The sequence below is a fragment of the Psychrobacter proteolyticus genome (assembly GCF_038155145.1).
Classification (GTDB): Bacteria; Pseudomonadota; Gammaproteobacteria; order Pseudomonadales; family Moraxellaceae; genus Psychrobacter; species Psychrobacter proteolyticus_B.
Genome location: NZ_JBAKAY010000004.1, coordinates 292,467 through 317,570, shown reverse-complemented (window position 1 = coordinate 317,570; position 25,104 = coordinate 292,467). Strand labels below are relative to the sequence as shown.

The 25,104-nt window shown below is 44.8% G+C and carries 17 protein-coding genes; 12 read left to right on the top strand and 5 right to left on the bottom strand.

The features are described from left to right. Window positions 1-63 precede the first annotated feature (63 nt). Window positions 64-1,068, bottom strand: coding sequence for a lipoate--protein ligase (locus tag V6252_RS07245; protein ID WP_341609899.1), 1,005 nt, complete (start codon window positions 1,066-1,068; stop codon window positions 64-66). A 280-nt stretch (window positions 1,069-1,348) separates the two neighbouring features. Next, on the bottom strand, window positions 1,349-1,762 hold the full coding sequence (locus V6252_RS07240) for a hypothetical protein (RefSeq protein ID WP_101205128.1): 414 nt from the start codon (window positions 1,760-1,762) through the stop codon (window positions 1,349-1,351). A gap of 604 nt (window positions 1,763-2,366) precedes the next feature. Here V6252_RS07240 and V6252_RS07235 point away from each other — a divergent pair. Both V6252_RS07235 and V6252_RS07230 read left to right on the top strand, forming a co-directional pair. Next, window positions 2,367-3,296: a DMT family transporter gene (locus V6252_RS07235; RefSeq protein WP_114701320.1), complete on the top strand. Its 930-nt coding sequence runs from the start codon at window positions 2,367-2,369 to the stop codon at window positions 3,294-3,296. Between the two features lie 244 nt (window positions 3,297-3,540). Beyond that, the gene (locus V6252_RS07230; protein WP_201568238.1) at window positions 3,541-4,644 is read left to right on the top strand and encodes an alkene reductase; all 1,104 of its coding nucleotides are present in this window, start codon (window positions 3,541-3,543) and stop codon (window positions 4,642-4,644) included. An 86-nt stretch (window positions 4,645-4,730) separates the two neighbouring features. Here V6252_RS07230 and V6252_RS07225 read toward each other — a convergent pair whose 3' ends face one another. Then, complete coding sequence (locus V6252_RS07225; RefSeq protein WP_341609898.1) at window positions 4,731-5,696, bottom strand: pirin family protein; 966 nt, start codon at window positions 5,694-5,696, stop codon at window positions 4,731-4,733. A gap of 241 nt (window positions 5,697-5,937) precedes the next feature. After that, a complete protein-coding gene (locus tag V6252_RS07220) occupies window positions 5,938-7,278 on the bottom strand; it encodes an NAD(P)/FAD-dependent oxidoreductase (RefSeq protein ID WP_341609897.1) in 1,341 nt (446 codons plus the stop codon). A 347-nt stretch (window positions 7,279-7,625) separates the two neighbouring features. On the opposite strand from V6252_RS07220, the gene V6252_RS07215 reads away from it, so the two are divergent. From V6252_RS07215 to pgsA, 9 genes are all read left to right on the top strand, one after another. After that, window positions 7,626-8,504, top strand: coding sequence for a branched-chain amino acid ABC transporter permease (locus V6252_RS07215; RefSeq protein ID WP_057758078.1), 879 nt, complete (start codon window positions 7,626-7,628; stop codon window positions 8,502-8,504). A gap of 76 nt (window positions 8,505-8,580) precedes the next feature. Next, the gene (locus V6252_RS07210; RefSeq protein ID WP_296209270.1) at window positions 8,581-9,678 is read left to right on the top strand and encodes a branched-chain amino acid ABC transporter permease; all 1,098 of its coding nucleotides are present in this window, start codon (window positions 8,581-8,583) and stop codon (window positions 9,676-9,678) included. Continuing rightward, window positions 9,675-10,442 (top strand): ABC transporter ATP-binding protein, encoded by a 768-nt coding sequence (locus V6252_RS07205; RefSeq protein WP_201548964.1) that lies wholly within the window; start codon window positions 9,675-9,677, stop codon window positions 10,440-10,442. The genes V6252_RS07210 and V6252_RS07205 overlap by 4 nt, the downstream gene beginning before the upstream one ends. Continuing rightward, window positions 10,442-11,284, top strand: a complete 843-nt coding sequence (locus V6252_RS07200) for an ABC transporter ATP-binding protein (RefSeq protein ID WP_228724810.1) — start codon at window positions 10,442-10,444, stop codon at window positions 11,282-11,284. Before V6252_RS07205 ends, V6252_RS07200 begins: the two co-directional genes overlap by 1 nt. A gap of 5 nt (window positions 11,285-11,289) precedes the next feature. Next, on the top strand, window positions 11,290-13,266 hold the full coding sequence (locus V6252_RS07195; RefSeq protein ID WP_341609896.1) for a long-chain fatty acid--CoA ligase: 1,977 nt from the start codon (window positions 11,290-11,292) through the stop codon (window positions 13,264-13,266). A 121-nt stretch (window positions 13,267-13,387) separates the two neighbouring features. Further along, on the top strand, window positions 13,388-14,626 hold the full coding sequence (locus tag V6252_RS07190) for an ABC transporter substrate-binding protein (protein ID WP_290177954.1): 1,239 nt from the start codon (window positions 13,388-13,390) through the stop codon (window positions 14,624-14,626). Between the two features lie 415 nt (window positions 14,627-15,041). Further along, window positions 15,042-17,003, top strand: a complete 1,962-nt coding sequence (acs, locus tag V6252_RS07185; RefSeq protein WP_165597556.1) for an acetate--CoA ligase — start codon at window positions 15,042-15,044, stop codon at window positions 17,001-17,003. A 281-nt stretch (window positions 17,004-17,284) separates the two neighbouring features. Further along, complete coding sequence (locus V6252_RS07180) at window positions 17,285-18,535, top strand: NAD(P)/FAD-dependent oxidoreductase (RefSeq protein ID WP_341609894.1); 1,251 nt, start codon at window positions 17,285-17,287, stop codon at window positions 18,533-18,535. A gap of 582 nt (window positions 18,536-19,117) precedes the next feature. Then, window positions 19,118-19,801 (top strand): CDP-diacylglycerol--glycerol-3-phosphate 3-phosphatidyltransferase, encoded by a 684-nt coding sequence (pgsA, locus tag V6252_RS07175; protein WP_057758088.1) that lies wholly within the window; start codon window positions 19,118-19,120, stop codon window positions 19,799-19,801. A 101-nt stretch (window positions 19,802-19,902) separates the two neighbouring features. Here pgsA and V6252_RS07170 read toward each other — a convergent pair whose 3' ends face one another. Continuing rightward, a complete protein-coding gene (locus V6252_RS07170) occupies window positions 19,903-20,397 on the bottom strand; it encodes a pyridoxamine 5'-phosphate oxidase family protein (protein WP_341609893.1) in 495 nt (164 codons plus the stop codon). Between the two features lie 482 nt (window positions 20,398-20,879). Here V6252_RS07170 and purL point away from each other — a divergent pair, with 482 nt between their 5' ends. Continuing rightward, a complete protein-coding gene (purL, locus tag V6252_RS07165) occupies window positions 20,880-24,908 on the top strand; it encodes a phosphoribosylformylglycinamidine synthase (RefSeq protein WP_341609892.1) in 4,029 nt (1,342 codons plus the stop codon). Window positions 24,909-25,104 lie beyond the last annotated feature (196 nt).

Genomic DNA, 25,104 nt, shown 5'->3' with positions numbered 1-25,104 from the left:
TGCAAGCAGCACAAGCAGCACACTCTATAATACTTGCTAGATTAAATCTGACGTCGCAAAATCTTAACCTTCCATCTCGCCAACTAACCATTTTTCAAAATCACTAACTTGCGCTGCCAATTCAGGTTGTGCTTTTGTTAGGTCATCGAGCTTGTTTTTAATCTCAAGCTTATTATATTTAACGCCAATCAATGTATTCTTAAGCAGGTCGATAAGCTCAACATTTAGCGCATCAGAGAAGATGACAACTTCGGTAATCATTGCCTGCTTCACATCCATATGCACATCCATCATGCCCCAATCAAAGCGTGTCTCGATATGATGAGTAAACTCAGGCGTTTTACCAAAGCGCCAATCCCAATCTGCCATTTGCTGATAGTAAGCGTTTAGTGTTGGCTGCTTAGCAAGGCTAGCCTCATCTAATTGCTCAACCTGTGCAGTATCTCCATGATATTCACAAAACGCTTCGATGATCGCATCAGACAGGGTCTCGTGATTGATAGTCTCATTAAAATCTACCAAGTTTGCAACGCGAGCGCGCACAGATTTGATGCCTTTTGCTTTAAGCTTTAATGGATGCGGGTTTAGATAGTCGCCAAGCTTTTGCATGTTGGCATTGACCAGCAATGTGCCATGATGAAAGCTGCGATCGGCTGCATGTCTAAATGCGCTACCCGATATTTTGCGGTCACCGACCTGCATATCGTTACGACCAGACAGCGTGGCGTCTATGCCGAGTTTCTTAAGCGCATTAATGATGACGGTGAAGTTTGCTTCTTGGTCGTAAGCATCACTGGGCGATAAAAAAGTAAAATTGGTATTACCTAAATCGTGAAACACAGCGCCGCCACCACTCTGACGCCGCGCTAAAAACACATCGTCTGCTTCCATCTTATCGGTTTTGCACTCTACCCATGGATTTTGCGAGCGTCCAATAACCACAGTCTCAGAGTTACGCCATAAAAATAAAGTATGCGAGTCGGGATTGAGCGTATTAAATATCCAATCTTCGGTGGCAAGGTTGAACCAAGGATTGGTCACAGCAGACTTTAGGATGCGCAGTTTCATGTATTTGACTCGTTAATAAACTGGGTTGGTGAGTAGGTTTTATAAATAGGTAGCATCATTCTTACCGATGCAGGGTTGTAATTCAATGGCTGTCTCATAGGAAGGAGGATTTTATCAGTGGCTTTGACAGTGACGAAGACTTTGAGTATATAGAAAAAACGGTGAAAAAATTTCATAGAGGATGGTGCTAAGGTTGATGCTTCAGTTTTTAGCAGGCGGCAATAAAAGCCAAGCAAAACACTCAGCTTTATTGCACTATAAATTGCTAGAGTACTCTGCTCTATTTAGCACAGATTTCCCACTGCGATTTTGTACTAAGATAACATTGCATAACCGCTTTACCAGACTGCGCATAGGCATCACTGACGATACGCTGATTGGTTGGCAGACGATATCTGATGATCGCGGGCTCGTCATTGACGGTCGTCGTCCATCCAGTCACTTCATTACGGTCATTATAGTTTGCACTGGTAGAGGTTGCCATTTTGCCAAACCCTGGCAGGTTATAGGAGACCTGCCTAAAACTATAACTCATCGCTGCACCCTCAGCGCCCTCATACTGACAGTTTAGCTTTTTTTGCAGTTTATCTTGTTTATAAACATAGCAAGTGGTCTCATCTGAGAACTGACCAACCCCGCAAAAACCTGCCGTTGCAACTGACATCATACCGATAAATAACGCTATCCTTTTCATAATCATTCCTCAATAATTTATAAATCCTACTAATGATGTTTGCCATCTATTTTTTGTATTGCCAAATACTAACCAATACCTTGTAGATAGTAGAAAATTAGTAAACAAATATCAACTAATATATTTTAAGAAAATCTTGAACTGATGTATTAAAGCTACTTTTAACATCAGTATTATTAAGAGTAGCTGTTATAAGGTAGTGATATAAGCAGGGTTTACTATGACCGTGAATCTATTTTTGTAGATATTGAATGGATGACTTACTTAAGGATGACTTTCGAGTTCTTTAGTATGTGAATAGAAAGGCGCTGGAATAGGCTAAAGTATAAGAAATATAGGATCAGCGCTGCTTGCTATATGCTGCTTAATAAAAAGAATTTGTCCAGATTTATAAATTATCAAAAGGTGCAAACCTTAAAGCTGTGCTAAAAAAATTAATAAATGGATAAAAACTCACTATAACTTTTATAAAAAATTACCCATCAAACAATTAAAAAGTTATCATCATGAGTTTTTAATCGCATGATAATTTTTACAACGCATCAGACGCTTATGACCGACACGAGTTGGTAAACGCAGTCTAAGCGCTTAATAGGATTACTCAATGACCAACCGTGACCTCATCATCTTTGTGACACTCTCTTTTATGTGGTCACTCTCCTTCGTTTTTTATCGTATCGGCGTGCCTGAGTTTGGCTCATTGGCATTCGCCAGTTTGCGTGTGATATTCGCCGGATTGGTCATGTTGGTCTTTGTATTGCTCAATAAGAAAAATAGAGTCGGCATCAAGGAGCATTGGAAAATGCTAGCGCTCGTCGGCTTGTTTTCAGCAGCGCTGCCTTTTGTGTTGTTCTCGTTTTCCGCGCAGTCAGTGAACGCGGGTGTGCTAGCCGTGCTAAATGCTTCTGTACCGATGATGAGTGGTTTTATCGCTAGAGTCTTCTTTAAAGATAGGCTATCAAAAAAACAAGCACTCGGTTTGGTCATCGGAGTGATTGGGGTAATCATACTGATGAGCGAAAGCTTATTTGGTGGCGGTGAGCCAGGCAAAGGGTTGGTCGAAGGGCTACTACCGATGGGCTACGCGCTACTGGCCTGTGTGGGTTATGCGCTTGGGGCCAACATCACCAAGAACTATCTGTACGAAGTATCGCCAGTCGCTATCACCGCAGGCTCGCTCATTATCGGTAGTATTATTATGCTGCCTGTAGCCTTTAATGAGTTCCCTTATGGTAAAGATATCAGCATAAAGGCATGGGTATCAGTGATCTGTATCGGTGTATTTTCGACAGCCATCGCCCTTATCTTTATGAATCAGCTGATTAAAAATATTGGCCCGACGCGCGCCACCAGTATTACCTTGGTCATTCCGATTTTTGCCATTATTTTAGGGTATCTACTGCTTGGTGAAGCCCTAAATATCCAAGCCATCATCGGTTCAGTAGTGATATTGTTTGGTACATATCTGTCATTAGAGCTGTCTGTTAAAAAAATGCTACAACCAAAGAATTCCACGCGGGCGACGAGAGTTTAAGCTACGGTAAACTGTCTTCGTAGCCTGTAATTACAAAGATTCAAATATCTAAATATTGGTGTTTCTGTTTGTAAATATTGCTTGGAATAATTGCATTTGCCCCCTATAAAGAACTCGGCTTATGAGTAGCGTACTTCGCAAATTATAGAACGATAGCTAAGTGCTACCTACTAATGTAAGTGCTATTTATTACCAATAATAGTAAACCTGATACTAAGGTTTAAAACAATAAACAGGGCTTTTTATGGCACACGATAATTTATTTGAAACCGTCAAAATGGGTACCCAAACCCTAAAAAACCGCATCATTATGGCACCGTTGACGCGTCTGCGTTCGGTTGAGCCAAGCGATGTACCAACAGCATTGGCAAGCGAATATTATTCACAGCGTGCAGGTTCTGGCTTGGTAATCACTGAAGCGACGCAAGTTTCTTTCCAAGCGAAAGGTTATGCTGGTGCGCCAGGCGTTCATACCAAAGACCAAATCACTGCGTGGAAAACCATCGTAGATAATGTCCATGCTAAAGGTGGCAAAATCGTAGTACAGCTATGGCACACTGGCCTAGTCTCTCATGAGAGCGTACAGCCAGATGGTAAAGCGCCTATCTCTGCTTCTAACGTTGATGTTGGTGTACGTACCTCGCTACGTGACAGCGATAACCAAGCCATTCGTGTAGATGCAACGCCGCCGCGTCCAGCCACACTTGAAGAAATCAAGCAAGTTATCGCTGACTTTGGTCAAGCAACTAAGAACGCTAAAGAAGCGGGTTTTGATGGGGTAGAGATTCATGGTGCTCATGGTTACCTATTGCATCAGTTCTGGGTTGAGCAAACCAACCAACGCGATGATGAATACGGCGGTAGCCGCGAAAACCGTGCGCGCTTGACGCTTGATGTTATCGATGCGTGTGTAGACGCTTGGGATGCAGATCATGTTGGTATTCGTATTTCACCACTTGGTACGTTCAACAACGTAGAAGCTGGATATAACGAAGACGAAAATATCTGGATGATTGAGCAGATTAACAAACGCGGTATCATGTATCTGCATCTGTCAGAGCCAGATTGGGCAGGTGGTACACCTTATAGCGAAGACTTCCGTAAGCGTGTGCGTGCTGCTTTTGATCAAATGATCATCGCAGCTGGTGGCTACACTGCCGAAAAAGCAGAGCAAAATGTAAAAGCAGGTTATATCGATGCAGTCGCCTTTGGCCGTGACTATATCGCCAACCCTGATTTGGCTGAGCGTATCCAAAAGGGCGCGCCGCTCAATGAGCAGCATCCAGAATCTTTCTATGGTGGCGGTGCTGAAGGTTATACCGACTATCCATTTTTAGACCAAGCGTAATAGTTGGATTTTTAGCTAAATAACGCAACATAAAAAGGCCGCTTAACTAGCAATAGTTGAGCGGCTTTTTTATGCCTAGATTTTCATTATTTGCCGAAAATACCTATTTGATAATCACGAAAGGTCTGGCGTAGTTCTTCTTGAGTATTCATGACAAAGGGGCCATGACCTGCGACTGGCTCACCGATTGGCTCGCCGCTTAGTAATAGCAATTTGATAGATGTATCGTCATCGGTAGTTGTAGGGTAGGTCAATTCGATAGTATCAGTAGCAGGTAATGATGGGTGTTCAGATTGAATGCCTACATGATTTCGGATAGGCGCTGAAAATTCTATCAAACTCCCTGCGCTGACGGCTGTACCGTTGGCCAATACTTGACCTTCTTGTACCAGCAGTAGGGTATTGTGTGTTTTCGGTACTTGTAGCGTGGTTGTACCTGCTGTATGTAGCTCGATATCCCACATATTGACTGGCGTAAATGTCGTTGCGGCACCCGTTATCCCATGCCAGTCACCGGCAATAATGGCAGTTTGACCGATGACAGTTTGCTCGTCGCTATTGTCTATCAGGTCAACGATAGGCATATCAGCACGTTTGATAGATTGATATTTGGGGTCGGTCAGCTTGTGGGCGCTTGGCAAGTTGACCCATAACTGCACCATACTAAATATACCACCACGTTGCCCAAAGGCTTCAGAATGAAACTCTTCGTGCAAAATACCGCGACCAGCAGTCATCCATTGTACATCACCTTCTAAGATATCGCCGCGCCCACCGGTCGAGTCTGCATGGCTAATCTCACCTGAATAAGCGATGGTTACGGTCTCAAAACCTTTGTGTGGGTGCAGTCCAACACCATGCGGTTGCAGCTTATAATCAGGATTGGGTGAAAAAGTCGTGGGCTTACCGTAGTCAAATAATAAAAAAGGATCGGTATGGCTGTAGTTGAAATCAGGATTATTATCGAGATGATTGATTAGGGTTTTTACAAAAAAACCGTCACCTACCCAATGCGGCTTTTTATCACCATGAATATGCTTGATTGAACGCATGGATTACCTCATAAGTCTAAGTGGCATTGCTATCAATAGGATGAATGCCTTACGTTAATTCTACTATGAAAATAGACTTATGTTGTGTTTATTCTCATTGCTCTCTAATATTACTGTCTAAAACCATTCAACTATCATCAAACATACTGTCAGCCATTATCTGAGTAATAGTCAATTATTCAAATGCTGACAGTCATTAAGGCTATTATTGTCGCTATAAATAGTGAAGCCATTAAGGTGATTAAACGACTTCACCACTGACAAAACCACTGGCCCAAGCCCATTGAAAATTATAGCCGCCAAGCCAGCCAGTCACATCGAGTACCTCACCGATAAAGTACAAGCCATCTTGTAAGTTGCTTTGCATCGTTTTGGAAGATACCTCGTCGGTTGTGACACCGCCGCGTGTTACCTCAGCCGTGCGGTAACCTTCTGTACCAGAGGGCTTGAGCTGCCAGCCGTTGAGCGTAGCACCAAGTTCTGTAAGTCGCTCGTCTTTGATGTTGGCAAGTTCTGTATCTTTGATGTCTTCCCACAAATGCGTCTGTAACGCTGCCAATAGCTTCTTGGGTAATGCGTTATCCGTGTTTTCTGCCAATACGGTACGAATCAGTTGGCGTGGATGTGATTTTTTACGAGTCAGTAAAAGCTCAGTGACGTCTATCTCAGGCAACAGATTGATACTGATTGTTTCGCCAGTCTGCCAATAGTTGGAGAGCTGTAGCATGGCAGGGCCCGAAAGACCACGATGGGTAAATAGGACGGGTAATTTAAAAGAGATACGTTCGTTACTGGCAATAACTGGCAGACTGATACCAGCCAAGGCACGGATAAGATCGCCTGTTTTATCAGTGAAGGTAAACGGCACGAGACTGGCATCAGTAGGTACGAGCGTATGTCCGAACTGCTGTGCCAACTCATAGCCGATACCACTTGCCCCCATGGTCGGGATAGACAGGCCACCAGTAGCGACAACTAAAGACTCACAGCTATAGCGTGTCTGCGAAGGTTGAGTACCGTTCGCGATGTCTTTTTTACCAAGCTTTTTGCTCGTCGTTAAATAAAAGCGTTCGCCGTTATCATGAGCGGTAGTTTTAACATGATCAATTTGAGCGTTAAGCTTTACTTGTACGCCTACGGCCGCGCATTCATCTAACAGCATAGATAAGATGTCTTGTGCCGAATCGTCACAGAACAGCTGACCATGTTCGCGCTCGTGGTAGGCAATCTTATGCGACTCTACCATACCGATAAACTCCCAACTCGGATAGCGACTCAGTGCCGATTTGCAGAAGTGAGGATTGGCACCGATAAAATGCTCAGGCTCCACAAAGTAATTGGTGAAATTACAGCGACCACCACCCGACATCAAAATCTTTTTGCCAGCTTTATTGGCATGATCCAACACCAATACGCGCCGACCACGGCGACCAGCAGTCAGTGCGCAATATAATCCTGAAGCACCAGCACCGATGATAATGACGTCATAGTGGTTATCAGTAGATTTTTTGGCTGACGATGGATTACCCGCTGATGAATTGCTTGGCTTAACTGGCTTTGCTTGTTTTGGCATTTGACTCATGATGATGACTTATAGAATAGGTTTGGATAGACGATATAAAGTAGCTAATTATACCATGGCAATAATGGCGGTGTTTTTAGGTGAGTAATATAAATAGCTTTTGCCGCTTGCTATAAATCATTGAATAACTTTGATTTTTCTATAGACAATAATTCGTAGTTGGTATAATGTGAATATATGAATATTATTCGCTACTACTGCTGCCATGTTGATTGCTTACTAAAACGCTAATCGTTTTGATATGAAGAAAATGAATTTCTTTACAAGTAGTTGATGAAAAAGTCAGTCGATTGAACCGCTTATTCAAACATTGTCACGGATGATAATGTTAAGACAAAAGGGACTTTATGGATATCCTACAACTGCTCATTAGCGGGATTGCTAATGGTTGTATATATGGGCTGTTAGCGCTGGGTTTTGTACTCATTTACAAAGCCTCAGAAGCGGTCAATTTCGCTCAAGGCGACATGCTTATGCTCGGTGCCTTTTTGGGCATATCTTTCATCAATGCCGATCAGGCAAACCTTCCCTTCTTATTAGGCATCACCTTTGCTGCTGTCATCATGGGTGCATTTGGCTACTTACTCGATCGCTTTATCCTACGTGGTATTTTTGGTCAGCCGCAATTTGCGATGGTCATCCTTACCATCTCGCTTGGATTTTTAATGCGTTTTGTCGCTGGTGTCATCTGGGGGCATAGCCCAGTCTCACTACAGACGCCGTTTTCAGGCAAGATGTTGGCATTAGGCTCACTGAGTATCGCTTATGTCGACATTATCATCATCATATCTACTATCGCATTAACTTCCATTTTGTACTTCTTTTTTGCCCACACGCGGCTTGGTATTGCGATGCAAGCCAGCAGTCAAAACCAGATGGCAGCCTACTATATGGGTATTCCCGTCAAGCGGGTCAATGGTATCGTTTGGGCATTGTCAGGGGTGGTTGCCGCACTTGCCGGCATACTATTTGCGGCCAAAGGCGCTATTGAACCCTCTGTCGGATTACTGTTCGGTATAAAGGCCTTTGCCGCTGCGGTAATCGGTGGGTTAGGCTCCTTGCCTGGTGCGCTGGCAGGTGGGTTGCTAGTAGGAGTGATAGAGCCTTTTGCTGGTCGTTATCTACCGCTAGGTCTTAGTCAAATTGCGCCTTATGTGGTTATGCTAATCGTACTAATCGTGCGTCCGGGCGGTATTTTTTCTCAGGTCAAACAGAAAAAAGTATAGAAGCTTTGATCTAAGGCAGCTTTGATTCAAGGATGACAAAGCGGCCTCCAAATCTTTTCAAGGATGATTACTGCCCATGAAAGCCCAGTTTAAACACAGCTATGATCAAGATATCAATATCTTCGATGACAAAAGCCAACTCATAAAGTATGGCGTGCTCCTCTTGCTACTATTAATGGCGCCTTGGTTGTTGAGCAACTATTACATCAGTGAGCTTAGCGCCATATTGATTTGGTCTATCTCTGGACTGGGTCTGATGCTCTTGACGGGACATACCGGACAGGTCAGCTTAGGGCATGCCGCCTTTATGGCGATAGGAGCATTTAGCCATATGGCACTGATGGCTCGAGGGTGGAATTTTTTCCCTGCTTTGGTTGCCTGTGCACTCATCACTGGGGTTATCGGTGCGATCATCGCCAGACCAATCTTAAGAACCAGCGGTATCTACTTAGCCATCGCAACCTTAGCACTTAGTATTATCGTTGAGGACATCGCTATCGTAGCTGAGCCTATTACGGGCGGTATCTCTGGCACCTTTGCCTCTCCTATCAATCTGTTTGGCTACACCATCGATCGCTACATCACGCCAAAAGCCTTTTATTACTTGTGCCTTGCGCTCGTGGTGTTGGTGACTTTAGGGTATATCAACTTGCTCAGAAGCGGCACAGGGCGTTCGTTCTTAGCCATCAGAGACAGTGAAGTATCCGCCCGTGCGCTTGGCGTCAATGTGCCGCAAGCCAAAACGCTAGCGTTCAGCATATCTTGTGCGATTACCGCTGTGGGTGGCGCTATGTACGGACATTTTGTGCAAGCGGTCAATTATGAGAGCTTCACCGTTATCATCTCTATCACCATCCTCTTGCAGATTGTCATCGGTGGTTTGGGCTCCATACATGGTGCGTTTTTTGGTGCTGTCGTCGTTGTCTTATTACCACAAGTGATTGCTATCTTAGGCGATATGGTTGGTCAAGGTGCGGGCTCTAGTATCACCAGTATTCCTGGTATTGATACGGCGCTGTTTGCCTTAGTTATTGTCATTATGATCATCTATGAGCCACGCGGTATATACGGCATTTGGATAAAGATACGGACTTGGTTTCAGATGTTTCCGCTATATCGAAAAGGACTGTTTCGCCGTTCTAAAACTTATCTTAAAACGGAGCGTATGCGATGAGCTTATTAAAAGTTGACTCCTTATCTATTGCGTTCGGTGGCGTCAAAGCCGTTGATAATATTAGCTTTGAGGTAAACGAGGGCGAGGTATTTACTATCGTAGGACCTAATGGGGCTGGTAAATCCACGATTTTTAACTTAATCAGTCGCTTGTACGAGCCGCTTAGTGGTCGTATTACCTTTGATGATACTGATATTACCAAGCTACCTGCTCACGATATCGCAAAATTGGGTATTGCCCGTACGTTTCAAAACATCGAGTTGTTTGATCATTCAAGCGTATTACAAAACCTGCTTATCGGTCGCCATTCGCAGCGTAATACGTCATGGATACAGGACTTATTGTTTTTGCCAAAAGTCCGCCGTAGCGAGCGCGAGCATCGTCTGCAAGTTGAGAAGATTATAGATTTTTTAGAGTTAGCGCCTTATCGAGATAAGCTTATCGCAGGTTTGCCTTATGGCATTAGAAAGGTGGTTGAGATTGCGCGTGCATTAGCTGCTAATCCAAAGCTTATTTTGCTCGATGAGCCAGCCTCTGGTCTCAGCGTAGAGGAGACGTCTGAGATGGCATGGTGGATTGAGGATATGCAGAAAGATCTTGGCTTGACTATCTTGATGGTAGAGCATGACATGAGTCTTGTGAATCGGGTGTCAGATCGCGTATTGGCCGTCGCTGAAGGTAAATTTTTGGCTCAGGGCACGGCAGCTGAGGTACAAGCCAATCCACAGGTTATTGAAGCCTATCTTGGACAGGAGAGTGTGTAATGTCAGCTATTAAAAAGCCGCTATCCTCTGCCGCGCCAGCCACTGAAATGAACTTGGTCGACTCCGAAGTAAAAAACAACGTGCTTGAGGTGCGAAATCTAGAGTCCGCTTATGGTCCAGTGATGGCATTGAGAGGCGTGAGTCTAGAGGTGCCGGAAGGCAAAGTGGTCACGATTTTGGGTGCGAATGGGGCGGGCAAGACGACGCTAATGAAAACCATCTCGGGGGTTATCAATCCTCGCAAGGGCGCAGTATGGTTCCACGGAGAGCGTATCGATGGTACTGAACCTGATCGCTTGGTCAAAAAAGGACTGTCGCACGTACCCGAAGGGCGCGAGGTATTTCCTTTTTTGAATGTCGCCGAAAATTTAGCGATGGGCGCTTATACTCGGCGTGACAAGTCTGAGATACAGCGTGATGTCGAGATGATATATGAGTATTTTCCTATTCTAAAAGATCGCCGTACACAAGCAGCTGGCACGATGTCTGGTGGTCAGCAGCAAATGCTCGCTATCGGTCGAGGACTAATGTCACGACCCTCTCTTATGCTGCTCGATGAGCCGTCTCTTGGACTGTCTCCACTATTAGTACAAGAAATATTTGCCATCATTCGACGTTTAAATAAAGAACAAGGCGTGACGATCTTACTGGTTGAACAAAACGCAAGAGTTGCCTTGGCAGCAGCGGATTACGGTTATGTGTTAGAAACAGGGCGTATTGTCATGGCAGGCTCAGCGGACAAACTCATGCACTCTGATGATATTAAAGAGTTCTATTTGGGACAAACCAAAGATAACACTGCGGAAGCCACTCGGTGGAAACGCAAAAAGACTTGGCGATAATAATCATGACGACCTCCATTGATATTGATGTTAATACTGAAAACAATACTTCACTTTCTCCTGCGGATGCAGCAGACATGAAAGAAACATCTGCTGCGCCAGTATCGTCTCGCGATAATTCTAAAAGTTATGATTACGATACGGGTCGAAAGATACACAACGCGCCTTTCGATCATGCACCTCAAATCCTAGAAGGGTGCGATACATTGAGCAAACTCTGGCGACAGGTTTGCTTGAGCCGAGGTGATAGGATTGCGCATCGCGAAAAGAGCTTTGGTATTTGGCAGAGTTATAGTTGGCTAGACTATTATCATCATAGCTGCGATATCGGCATGGCACTCGTCGAGCTTGGTCTGAGCAAAGGCGATACTGTTTCTATCTTAAGTGAAGATAATAAAGAATGGCTTTATTTTGATATGGGTGTCTGCGGCGTAGGCGGGATACCCAACGGTGTCTATACGACAGACAGTCCTGAGCAGCTTGCTTATATATTGAATGATAGCCACTCAAAGTTTCTGATTGTAGAAAACGATGAGCAATTGCATAAGTTTTTAGAGATTCGTGAGCAGACGCCTCATGTTAAAAAGGTCATTGTCCTTGACCGTAAAGGTTTGCGTAGCCTAGAGGATAATCAGGTTATTTTCCTCGATGAGCTATATACGACTGGTCAAAGTGTTGATAACGCAAGAGAGCGCTTTAGCGATTATATCGATCAAGGTACGTCTAATGACATACGCACTTTAATCTATACATCTGGTACGACAGGCAACCCAAAAGGCGCGATTTTGACGCATGCCAATGTCCTCTTTGAGCTAAAAACAAGCATAGATATTCTTCCTATCTTGCCCACTGATGAGCAGCTGTGTTTTCTGCCTTTATGTCATGTGCTTGAGCGTCTAACGTCAGTGGATCTGCCTATCCATCGAGGCTGTATCGTCAATTTTGCTGAGAGTACAGAAACGGTATTTGAGAATATGAAAGAAGTATCGCCTGATACTTTTACCGCTGTGCCTAGACTGTGGGAAAAAATGTACGCCTCTATCAGTAATATGCGTAGCGATGCCAGTGCGCTCAATGGCTGGGCATTTGATCAGGCCATAAAAGCAGGCCATGACTACGCTGATATCGTGATGGCAGGCAATACTCCTACGACAGGTCAACGACTGCGTTACGAGTTTTGGAATCGACTGGTGCTATACAAAATTCGTGACCTAATAGGCATGAGTAATATTCGCCGTGCCACTACTGGTGCTGCGCCCATATCGCTAGATATTATACGCTGGTTTCATGCGATAGGCGTACCTATCTATGAAGGCTATGGCATGACCGAAAGTGCGGGCGTGATATCGGTCAATACGCCTGAAGCACAGATGGCCGGCAGCGTAGGTAAGGCACTACCAGACTCTGAAGTCCGTATTGCCGATAATGGGGAGATACTCGTAAAAGGCGCTAACGTGTTTGCAGGCTACTGGAATAAGCCAGAAAAAACGGCTGAGGACTTACGTGATGGCTGGCTACATACGGGTGATGTCGGCGAGATAAGAGACGGTTATATATTCATCACGGGTCGTATCAAGGACATTATTATCACCGCAGGCGGCAAGAACGTCACACCAGCTGCGATTGAAAGCAAACTTAAATTCTCACCTTATATCTCAGATGCGGTCGTCATTGGCGATAAACGGAAGTATTTGACTTGTCTGATCATGATAGATCAAGAAAATGTCGAAAAATATGCACAAGATAATCAAGTGATGTTTTCTGATTTTCGCTCGTTGTGTCACGCGCCAGAAGTTATCGCCTTGATAGATGACGTCGTACAGTCTGCTAACGAAACTCTAGCTCAGGTAGAAACCATAAAGCAATTCAGGCTTATTGATGTGCTGCTCAGTCCTGAAGATGACGAATTAACCGCGACGATGAAACTGAAAAGAAACTTGGTTGAGAAAAAGCATCATGCTCTCATCGACTCTATGTACTGATCTAGCTCTTTAATACAGTTTAGTTTAGCACCGTTCAGCTTTTTTGAAGTCGTCTCAACCTCGAAAGTATTAATCTTAAGAGCATCAAACTAACAGCGACGGAGTCGCAAGGAGAAAGGCAATGAAATGGACATTCAAGATGACGCTACTAGCACTCACGGTCGGTACGATGGGTCTAGTAGGGTGTAGTGATCCAGAAACGACCGCAGCGACGGGCACTGATACTGAAGCTGCCACATCTACTTCTACAAGCGATATGCCAGTACAGGGCGTGACCGATACTGAGATTATCTTAGGCGGTGCAAATGATTTATCGGGTCCGTTTGCTGGATTTGGTAATCCTGCAGTCGCCGCAGCCAATATGTATTTTGATGAGGTGAATGCGGCAGGCGGTGTCAATGGACGAAAGATTCGTTACATTGTCGAGGACCATTCTTATCAAGTACCAAAGGCCGTACAGTCTGCGAACAAATTGGTCAGCCGCGATAAAGTGTTTGCCATGCTGATGTCGCTCGGCACTCCGCACAACTTAGCGAGCTTCCCTATTATGGATCGCGCCAATGTTCCTAGTATCATGCCGCTCACCTTTGCTCGGGCTATGCAAGAAGAAGGGGATTTCAATCGTCGCTATACCGCTGGTAGTACCTATTATGATTCAATAAAGCTAGGCATGGAGTATCTTATTGCCGAAAACAAAGTTAGCAATTTATGTGTCATGTATATCCCATCAGACTATGGTGAAGAGACCAATGAGGCTGCTAAGGATATTAGTGATAGCAATCCTAACGTCACCCTAGTCCAGTCCAGCTCACATCGTCCTGATGAAACAGACTTTGCTGGGGCAATGGCCAAGTTAAAAGACGCTAAATGTGAGCTTATTGCCTTATCTCTAACTATTCGCGGCGCTATCACGGCGGTCGGTACAGCAAACGCTATGGGCTGGAGTGATGTGAAGTTTATCGCTCCTGTCACTGGTTTCCATCCTGCAGTTGCAGCGGCACCAGGCGGCGCAAGTGAAGGCCTATACTCTGTATCGTATTATAATGATTTGGCACTAAGAGCCAATGAACCTGAGACCAAAGCTTGGGTTGAGAAGTTTGAAAAAGCCACAGGGGAGGAAGTATCAGCAGGTGCTATTCTTGGTTATCTAGCTGCCAAAGTAACCGTTGATGGTCTAACCGCAGCAGGTCCTGACTTAAATGCCGACACTTTCAATAAGGGTCTAGAGACCGTCAGCTTTGTCGATGGCGTCACAGGATCTACAGTTGCCATCACGCCTGAGAGCCATGTCGCGATTAATGATATCTATTTATCGCAAGTACAAAATGGTCAGTGGAAAACGGTGACGCAGCTTAAATAATACATCCTAGATGTTTATGGAGCTTTCGATAGCAGCAAGCCATACATAAGTATGGCTTGTGTCGTTTATAAAATATGGGTTTGGTAATAATCTCATTTTATATGTTAACTATTTTATGATTATTCATAAGTCCAAAACCCTTCTTAATACAAAATAAGCCATAAGTCATAGACAATAAAAATTGACTGGAATAATGAGTCAATTTCCTTATAGCGACTAGATTATTTGTGCCTAAACATACAGATGTACAGTGAAATTGTTATGTTTGGCTTTTGATGTCTTGCAACCGTCACGCTTATTTGTCAAACTAACGATGAGTGTCACACATTATGGAAGATGACTCTTATCGCTTACATGGGGCGCGTCATAGACGTTTATCCGTGTAGGTCATAATAATTAAAAGGGACCCAACACTATGACTCAGAAATCATTTCCTATCTCAGCCGAGTTTATGGCTGCTGCCAATACCACACCTGATAAGTACCTTACAGACTACCAGCAATCTATCGAATCACCCGAAGCAATTGATGCTTTTTGGGCGAAGCGTGCTGAGCTAATCGACTGGATAAAAAAACCAACCAAGGTCAGTAACGTCAATTATGACTTAGATGATTTTCGCATCAAATGGTTTGAAGATGGTGAGCTAAACATTTCAGTCAACTGTCTCGACCGTCACCTCGAAGAAAACCCATACAAGCCTGCTATCATTTGGGAGGGTGATCACCCTTCATTGCACAAAATCATTTCTTTTAAAGAGTTGCATGAAGCTGTCTGCCGCTTGGGTAATTCATTGCGCAAGCTTGGCGTTGTAAAAGGTGACCGCGTAACGCTATATATGCCGATGATACCGGAAGCCATGGTAGCGATGCTGGCATGTGCGCGTATTGGTGCGGTGCATTCAGTGGTGTTTGGTGGTTTTTCTGCCGAGAGTCTGGGCAATCGCTTGATAGACAGTCGCTCAAAAGTTGTTATTACCGCTGACGAGGGTTTACGCGGCGGTAAGCACACACCGCTTAAAGCCAACGTCGATCATGCACTCGATATGGATGGTACTGAGAGTGTCGAAAAAGTCATCGTCGTTCATCGTACGGGTAACTCTATACCAATGAGTGGCCGCCGTGATGTGTGGTATCACAATTTGGTCGATGGTCAATCAGAGATCTGCGAGCCTGAAGTCATGAACGCCGAAGACCCGCTATTCTTGTTATATACCTCTGGTTCGACAGGTAAGCCAAAAGGTGTCGTGCATACTACAGGCGGCTATATCACCTATGCTATCTCAACGTTCCGTGATGTTTTTGATATCAAAGAAGATGACGTCTACTGGTGTACGGCAGATGTGGGCTGGATTACTGGTCACACGTATTCAACCTATGCACCATTGGCCAATGGCACGACAACGGTAATGTTTGAAGGTGTGCCAGAGCATCCAACATGGGCACGTATCGGTCATATTATCGATAAGCATGACGTGACTATCCTATACACTGCACCAACAGCCATTCGCGCGATGATGAAAGAGGGCGACGCCTTTGTTCGAGAGTCAGATCGTTCTAGTTTGCGCCTGCTAGGGTCGGTCGGTGAACCGATCAACCCAGAAGCGTGGGACTGGTACTACAACGTCGTCGGTGATGGTAAATGTCCTATCGTCGATACATGGTGGCAGACCGAGACAGGCGGCATCTTAATGGCGCCAATACCAGGTACAGTCGATCTCAAACCGGGCGCGGCAATGACACCGCTATATGGCGTCAAACCAGAAGTCGTCGATAGCGATGGCGCAATCTTGGAAGGCCCTGCAGAAGGCAATTTGGTGATCAGTAGCGGCTGGCCAGGGCAGATGCGTACTATCTATAATGATCATCCACGCTTTTTGAAAACCTACTTTAGCGATTATCCGGGTCATTATTTCACGGGTGATGGCGCTCAACGTGATGAAGATGGGCATTACTGGATTACCGGTCGTGTCGACGATGTACTCAACGTAGCAGGGCATCGCTTGGGCACAGCAGAGATTGAGAGCGCAGTGGTTGCGCATCCTGCAACTGCTGAAGCTGCGATTGTCGGTATGCCGCATGAGATACGCGGTACAGGTATCTGTGCATTTATCATTCTAAAGTCAGGTGAAGAAAAGACCGACGATCTAAAAGCAGAATTAAAACGTCATGTGCGTGCCGAGATTGGACCAATTGCGACTTTGGATGCCATCTATATGGTTGATGCACTACCAAAAACGCGCTCAGGAAAAATCATGCGCCGTATCTTGCGTAACCTTGCAGCAGGGCAATATGTGGGACTGGGCGACCTATCTACGCTTGCTGATAGCTCAGTGATTAATGACTTGGTTGAAGAAGTAAAAGCGGGCCGCGGAGAGTAAGTCAGCCTGATAACGATCCTGTAGTGTTAAGGATAGTTATTCAATACTAGCCATTAATATTCATATATCGAAGTTAAATAAGAGCCATGTTATCGAGAATAGCATGGCTTTTTTACGTAGACGATATTGATATTGGCGCATTTTGAAGGTTCAATAATGCTAACAAGACAACATCGCTACCATTTTAATTGAGGATTAATTGACGAGCCACTCGGTACTTACTAGGCTAACTAATTAATATAGTAGCGACTCATAAATACTTTATAAGGTCTACTGTCATCATGACTGATCATGCTTCGTGCTCAACTGTTCTATCCGCCCCAAAAATCGCCATCATCGGTGGAGGCTTAACTGGATTGCTTACCGCAACACTATTAGAGCGTGCTTCAAACCAGACAGGCTCGTCATCTAACACCCCGCAAATCACTATCTTTGAAAAATCACGTAGTGTAGGCCGTTTAGCGACCCGCTATCGTAGCGACAGTGAGACTGGTAAAAACTGGCAATGGTCGTTCGGCGCACAGTTTTTCACCGCCAAAACTGCTGACTTTCAACAGTTTATCGCGCCTTGGTTAGATACAGAGTTGCTGAAGCCATGGTGTGCTGAAGTGGTTGAGTTAACGGCAGCAGATGAAAATGGTCAGTCACCTAATATCCAAAGCAAAGAGCAATGGGACGCGGTGCATGCACGCTATATCAGCACACCGAAAATGACCAGTTGGGGTCGTGAATTAGTCGCTGCGCTCAAGCATACGACCATAGTATTTAAGACCCGTGTCGCACCGCTTGCTCAGTATTTGCACCGTCAAAACCCGCAGCAGTCTCAGCATCAGATCCAGAACCAGACTCATAATCAAACTTTTAATCAAACTTTTAATCAAACTTTTAATCAAACTTTTAATCAAAACAGCAAGCAAACTGAGCTATTTGACGAAACTGGAGCCAGTCTCGGTTGGTTTGATTGGGTGATCTGCACAGCGCCAAATGGTCAGGCGGTAGAGCTAATGGCAGATAGCGGCTTTGCTCAGCAAGACAAAATTACTAAACCGCAAATGCAAGCCTGCTATACGCTGATGCTTGGTTGGGATGATGTACAAAAGTTACCTGAAACATTAAAGGATCAGCTAGCACCGCAATGGGATGTCGCTTATTTAAATAACGCTATTCTCGATAGGATATTTATTGAGCATCAAAAACCTGCTCATGGTGAACTACTACCAAGTGTCACCATACATGCACGTAATGACTGGTCAGAAGCCCACGTCGATGACGATATAGAGTTAGTCACAGAACAATTATTACAGGCGGCAAAACAAGCATTAAATTGGAATGAAGACAGCGCACCTAGCCAAACAGATTGTCATCGTTGGCGCTATGCAGCTACTATTGTAAATAAGGATACTGAAGAGTTGGGCATCTTAATAGATGCAACTAAGCAGTGGATCGTCAGTGGTGACTGGTGTGCAAAAGGTAATATTGAAAGCTGCTATCGGATGGCTCAGCAAACCGTTAAGGCAGTTATGCAAATATAGTAAGCGGAATATCTATACTCATTATTTTGCATCGTTTGGCGATATTTGGACAGTCGAAAACTCGATATTTAGCAAAATGTAAGAAAAAAAAGGCCCACAGAGGAGGTACTGTGGGCTGAGGAAAACGGGTCATGTATTAGCTACACAGGCCGTGGTCAAGAGTTGTTGTAATTATTGGTGCTCTCTACTGTTATTTATAAGGGTAGTAATTATCAATACAATAGGTGGAGATATTTAACTATTAACATTTACTAATTTAAGTGTACAAGTGTTCTGGTACAGTCGCTATGATAGCGCAATTGAGTGCTGTCTGGCGGTTTTGGTTACAGTATATTACTTTGTAAAATTCCAAAAGATGCAAAGACTGGTATGAAGCACTGATATTTAGAGTAAGTAGCGGAGCTTTATGATGCAATCATCCATAAAGGCTGCCAATAATTTCAATAGTTTATGTCGATAACAGGTCATCTAGTCACTATTGATATCTTTGATAACTTAATCGCTGCAGAGATGGCATGACGCCTTGTCCGAAAAATGCTAAGCTATCTGCCATTATTATGTTCATATTAAACTGGGTTTGCCATGACTGACAGCACGCATTTGCATACGCAGGAAGAACCGCCAAGTTCGCAAAATACCAAGAGTATTTTTAACTTGCCTAACAACCTTACGATTGCGCGTATCTTGATGATTCCGCTATTTGTCGCGATTGCTTATTGGCCGCCAGCCATGGGTATTGGTATGCCTGCGATTTCAGACAATGTCATTGCGCGCGTTGGGATGAGCGAGTTTAGCGATAGTTTGTTGCGCCATTTATTATTGACCGGCGTCTTTATTATTGCCGCGATTACTGATTGGCTCGATGGGTATTTTGCTCGTAAACTCAATGTCATGTCAGCCTTTGGTCGCTTTTTGGACCCTGTTGCTGATAAATTGATGGTAGCTGTAGCGCTCATTGTCCTTGTACAGTGGCATCCCAATATCATTATGGCGATAGCTGCTATCGTCATTATTTCGCGCGAGATCGCAGTATCAGCATTACGCGAGTGGATGGCAGAGCTAGGTAAGAGTACTAGCGTCGCCGTATCTTATGTTGGCAAACTAAAAACCACGTTCCAGATGGTAGCGATTACCGTACTATTGCTTAATTGGCAGTCGCTTGAAACCATCGGCTACGTATTAATGGTCGCTGCTGTGATACTTACCTTATGGTCGATGATGATTTATCTAAAAGCCGCTTGGCCTTATTTAAAGCAAAGCGGATAACTCCATAAGACAAAAGTAATCAGCATAAAATTTAGACAATAAAAACGCCAGTCGCATTAGCTACTGGCGTTTTTGTTTTTACTGCCTATAAATTAGACGACTTATAGTGTCACTGAGTTGTTTTCGCCTAAGTTGGTCGCTTTCTTACCGTCCATTACTGCAGCAGTGGTCATTTTAAACATATTAACTACTGAGCTACCGCTTAACCAGTATTCGGCACCATGTGGGACGACTTTGATTAACTGTACATTTGGATCTTCTTTACCTTGCTCATAAAATGCATTGTAAATTGGCGACCATAGCTCGTCTAGCTTTTCTTGGTCTTCGACCAATTCTGCTTTACCGTTAATTGAGACATAATCTTTTGCATCTTGACTCACATATGCCAAGTTTACTTGTGGGTCTTTTTCAATATCTTTGATGGTCTCAGTGGTTTTATCACCAATAAACCAAATCTCTTTTGCGCCAATGCTCGTCTCGCCGGTGGTCATTGGGCAGGCATGTAAATGGCCTTCGTGAGTACGAGTAGTCATCATGGCAAATTTCACTTCTTTTACTAGCTCTTGTACTTTATCGATATGGTTTTGTCTACTCATAATAAATTTCCTTTTAAATAGTGCTTTAATTGGGCTTATATAGCGTTGTTTTAATTAGCCGAATTGAACAGTTGATTATTTATAGTAATTTTTCTTTATGCTAGATATGTCTAACTATTAAATAAATCTAAAAGTTAAACGTCATCGTCGCCTTAACAACTGAGACTAGAATACCGAGTTGTCACCCTACATTTATATAGGTTCCCAGTAATGCGATGTGAGTGTTTGTAAGGAATATGAAGGTTAGGTAAAAATTGTGACAGCATAGATTTGAGCGTTCTATTTTTCGATGGATAATTCAAAAACGACTTAAAAAGATACTTTTTTGAATTATCGATTCGCAAATAGTAAGTCGCGATAGAACGCAACTTATCGGCAATTTATCTCGGTTTAGACCTGCTTATTACAGGTCTTCTTGTTATAATACCCAGACCATTTACTTAGCATGGCAGAGATGCCTTGATCTTACGGATTATGCCTTTATGATGACCATCGCCGGACAACCGTTTCTTACCGATTTTCAGACGCAGCAACTCATCAGTCAGTTTCAGCAAAAAACCGAGCTAAATGTCAGTCAAATAAGTACACAGCAAGTGTATGTGCTATCACGAGAGCTATCTGGTGATGAACATAAAAAAGCGCTAGATTTACTGGCGGTTGACCAGTCAGCAACGCTAAATGCGCCGCAAGACAACCAACTACAAGTCATCGTTGGGCCACGTTTTGGTACGATATCGCCATGGGCAAGTAAAGCGACAGATATCTTTAATAACTGTGAAATCGAGATCAATCGTGTTGAGCGTGTCGTCGTTTATACGTTAACCTTCGATGAAAAAACAGACGGTGACGCGGGCGAAAAACTACCAGTAGACGCCGAGCAGTTATTGTTTGACCGTATGACGCAGAGCTTGGTTTATGACTTGAGCGATGTCAGCAAATTGTTTGACGATCAAGCGCCAGCATCATTGAATCATATCGACGTGATCGGACAAGGTCAGGCAGCGCTAGAGTCTGCCAATACAGAGTTCGGCTTTGCGTTATCAAGTGAAGATATTGATTATCTGATGAATGCGTACGTCAATGAGTTGAAACGCAACCCAACTGACGTTGAGCTGATGATGTTTGCACAGGCCAACTCAGAGCATTGCCGTCACAAGATTTTCAATGCTCAGTGGACAGTTGATGGCGAAGCACAGCCAAAATCATTGTTCCAAATGATTAAAAACACGTACCAGTCGAACCCACAAGGTATCTTGTCAGCGTACAAAGACAACGCTGCGGTCATGGCAGGGTCTGATGGCATGCGTTTTTATCCTATCCCAACTGACGCGATGGATGCCAATTCAATCCATCCTTACGACTTCCATCAAGAAAATATCGATATCTTAATGAAAGTTGAAACGCACAATCACCCAACAGCGATTGCCCCTTATTCTGGTGCGGCAACAGGTGCTGGCGGTGAGATTCGTGACGAAGGCGCGACTGGTCGCGGCGGCAAGCCAAAAGCGGGTCTAACGGGATTCCACGTGTCACATCTGCATATCCCAGAGCTTAGTGAAAAGTGGGAGCAGTCAGGTCAATTGAGCACGCAGGATTATGGTACGCCAGATCGTATGGCTACCAGCCTTGAGATCATGACCGAAGCGCCATTAGGTAGTGCCAATTTTTCAAACGAATTTGGTCGTCCAAATCTATGCGGTTACTTCCGTAGTTTTCAGCTAGATACCTCTGCGGCAAAAGACGGTAGCGAGATGCGCGGCTATCACAAGCCAATCATGTTGGCAGGTGGTTACGGCAATATCAAACGCAATCTGATTGAAAAAAATGCAATCAAAAAAGGCGATTTGCTTATCGTTCTTGGTGGCCCTGCCATGCAAATCGGTCTGGGCGGCGGTGCCGCATCGTCGGTCGATAGTGGTGATCTTGATGAGGGTTTAGACTTTGCCTCAGTTCAGCGCGATAACGCTGAGATGGAGCGTCGTTGCCAAGAAGTCCTTGATCGCTGCTGGGCACTAGCGGGCGATGATGTTGATGTAAGCAATAACAGTAAAGACGGCAACCCAATCGTTTCATTACATGATGTAGGTGCAGGTGGTCTGTCTAATGCGATGCCAGAGCTGGTCAATGACCATGAAATGGGCGCGCATCTGAACTTGCGTAAGATTCCATCGTTAGAAGCTGGCATGTCGCCAATGGCCATCTGGTCAAACGAAGCGCAAGAGCGTTATGTGCTAGCGATTCGCCCAGAGAGCAAAGATCAGTTCGATGCCATCTGTGCCCGTGAGCGCTGCCCATATGCCATCTTGGGTGAGGCGACGGATATCCGTCAGCTAGTTGTTGATGATGAGCTGTTGGACGAGCAACCAGTCGATATGCCGATGCAAGTATTGCTCGGCGGTACACCAAAAATGCAACGCAGCTTTGAGCGTACCGAGAGCACGTTACCAGCATTAGAGCTTGATGACGTTAATCTAGCCGAGTCAATTACCGATGTATTGCGTCACCCAACTGTCGCGAGCAAATCATTCTTGATTAGCATTGGTGACCGCTCTATCACAGGTATGGTCGTGCGTGATCAGTATGTGGGTCGCTATCAAGTGCCTGTATCAGATTGTGCGGTGACGGCTTCTGGCTTAGTGGCACTAGATGGTCAGCCAATGACTGGCGAAGCCATGAGTGTCGGTGAGCGTACGCCTGTTGCGCTTATCAGTCCAAAAGCCTCGGCGCGTCTAGCGGTCGGTGAAGCGATTACTAACATCGCTGGTGCGCGTATCGCTCAATTGTCTGATATCACCATGTCAGCGAACTGGATGGCCGCGTGTGGTGATGACGTAGAAGATGCTGCATTGTTTGACGCGGTACATGCCGTCGGTGAAGAGCTTTGCCCAGCACTCGGTATCGCTATCCCAGTTGGTAAAGACTCGCTATCGATGCGTGCTAACTGGACTGACAACGACAATGGCAATGGTGAAAACCAAGACAAATCAGTTGTGTCACCAATGAGTTTGGTCGTGACTGCATTTGCTCCTGTCGTTGACGTCGCAAAAACACTAACCCCTGAGCTAATCAATGGCGATAGCGCGTTTTACCGCATTGACTTGTCTAAAGGAAAATTACGTCTAGGCGGTTCAATCCTTGCGCAAACGCTTAGCCAATTGGGTAACGACTGCCCAGATTTAGCGCAGCCAAGCGACTTGATCGACTTCTTTAACTTTATCCAAGCGGGTAATGAGCAAGGCGTCATCAGCGCTTATCATGATATCGGTGATGGTGGTCTACTAGCGACCATTGCAGAGATGCAGTTTACCAGCCGTCAGGGTATCAAGCTGTCATTAAATGATGATAACTTACTCGGTCAGCTGTTCAGCGAAGAGTTGGGCGCGGTCATCCAAGTATTGCCAGAAAACGTTGCTACTTTGATGGAGCTAGCAGAGCAAAACAACGTCAGCGATATGCTTAGCCTCGTCGGTCAAAGCTCTGAAGAAGACAGCTTACTAATCCAAACGCCAACGCTCATGGGTGATGACACTCTACGCTTTAGCCGTACTGAATTACAGCAAGCATGGACGCAGGTCAGCTATCAAATTGCGCGTCGCCGTGATAACCCAGCGTGCGTACAGCAAGAGTATGACTTAATCGCTGATGCGAGCCATAAAGGCCTAATCGCTGCGCCAAACTTTGATCTGAATCAAAAAGTTGAAGAGCCGTATGTAAACAGTCGCGCTGATTCTGATAACAGCAGACCAAGAGTCGCTATCTTGCGTGAGCAAGGCGTCAATGGTCAGACGGAAATGGCAGCAGGCTTTACCCAAGCTGGCTTTGAAGCGGTCGATGTCCACATGAGCGATCTACTCAGTGGCCGTATCAATCTACGTGATTTCGACGGTCTGGTCGCTTGTGGTGGCTTTAGTTATGGTGATGTACTGGGCGCTGGCTCTGGCTGGGCGAACTCTATCTTGTTCCATGACGAGCTACGCATGCAGTTTGTCCGCTTCTTTGCCCGTCCTGATACCTTCTCACTAGGTGTCTGTAACGGTTGTCAGATGATGGCTCAGTTAAAAGACCTCATTCCAGGTGCAGATAACTTCCCACGCTTCATCGCCAACCAGTCGGCTCGTTTTGAAGCGCGTACGGTCAACGTAAAAGTCGAGCGTACCAAGTCTATCCTGTTCAAAGGTATGCAAGACAGCATTTTGCCAATCGCGGTGGCGCACGGTGAAGGTTATGCCACGCTAGACAACACAGAAATCGACGGTATGGCAAAACACGGTCAACTTGCGATGCGTTATGTCGACAGCCAAGGTCATCCAACCGAGACGTATCCGCTCAATCCAAACGGTTCGCTCGGCGGTGTCACGGGTCTATGTAGCACCGACGGTCGCGTTACTATCATGATGCCGCATCCTGAGCGTAACCTAAAAGCTTATAATCACAGCTGGAAACCAGAAGAGTGGGACGAAGACGGTGCGTGGATGCGTATGTTCCGCAACGCCCGTGCTTGGTTGCGCTAGTCGCTACTCAAACCTCTAGCAATTGCTTATAGTTTTAGATAGTTGTTTGTTAAATAAAAAGGTGGGCTTAGGCTCACCTTTTTTGTGTTTAAGGTTTGAGTGTTTGGAAATAAGGGTTAGCGTTTATACCGTGTTTTCACGAGTATAGGTAATGATACCCATGTTAAAATTGCGATTAACAAAGACTCAAATGAAG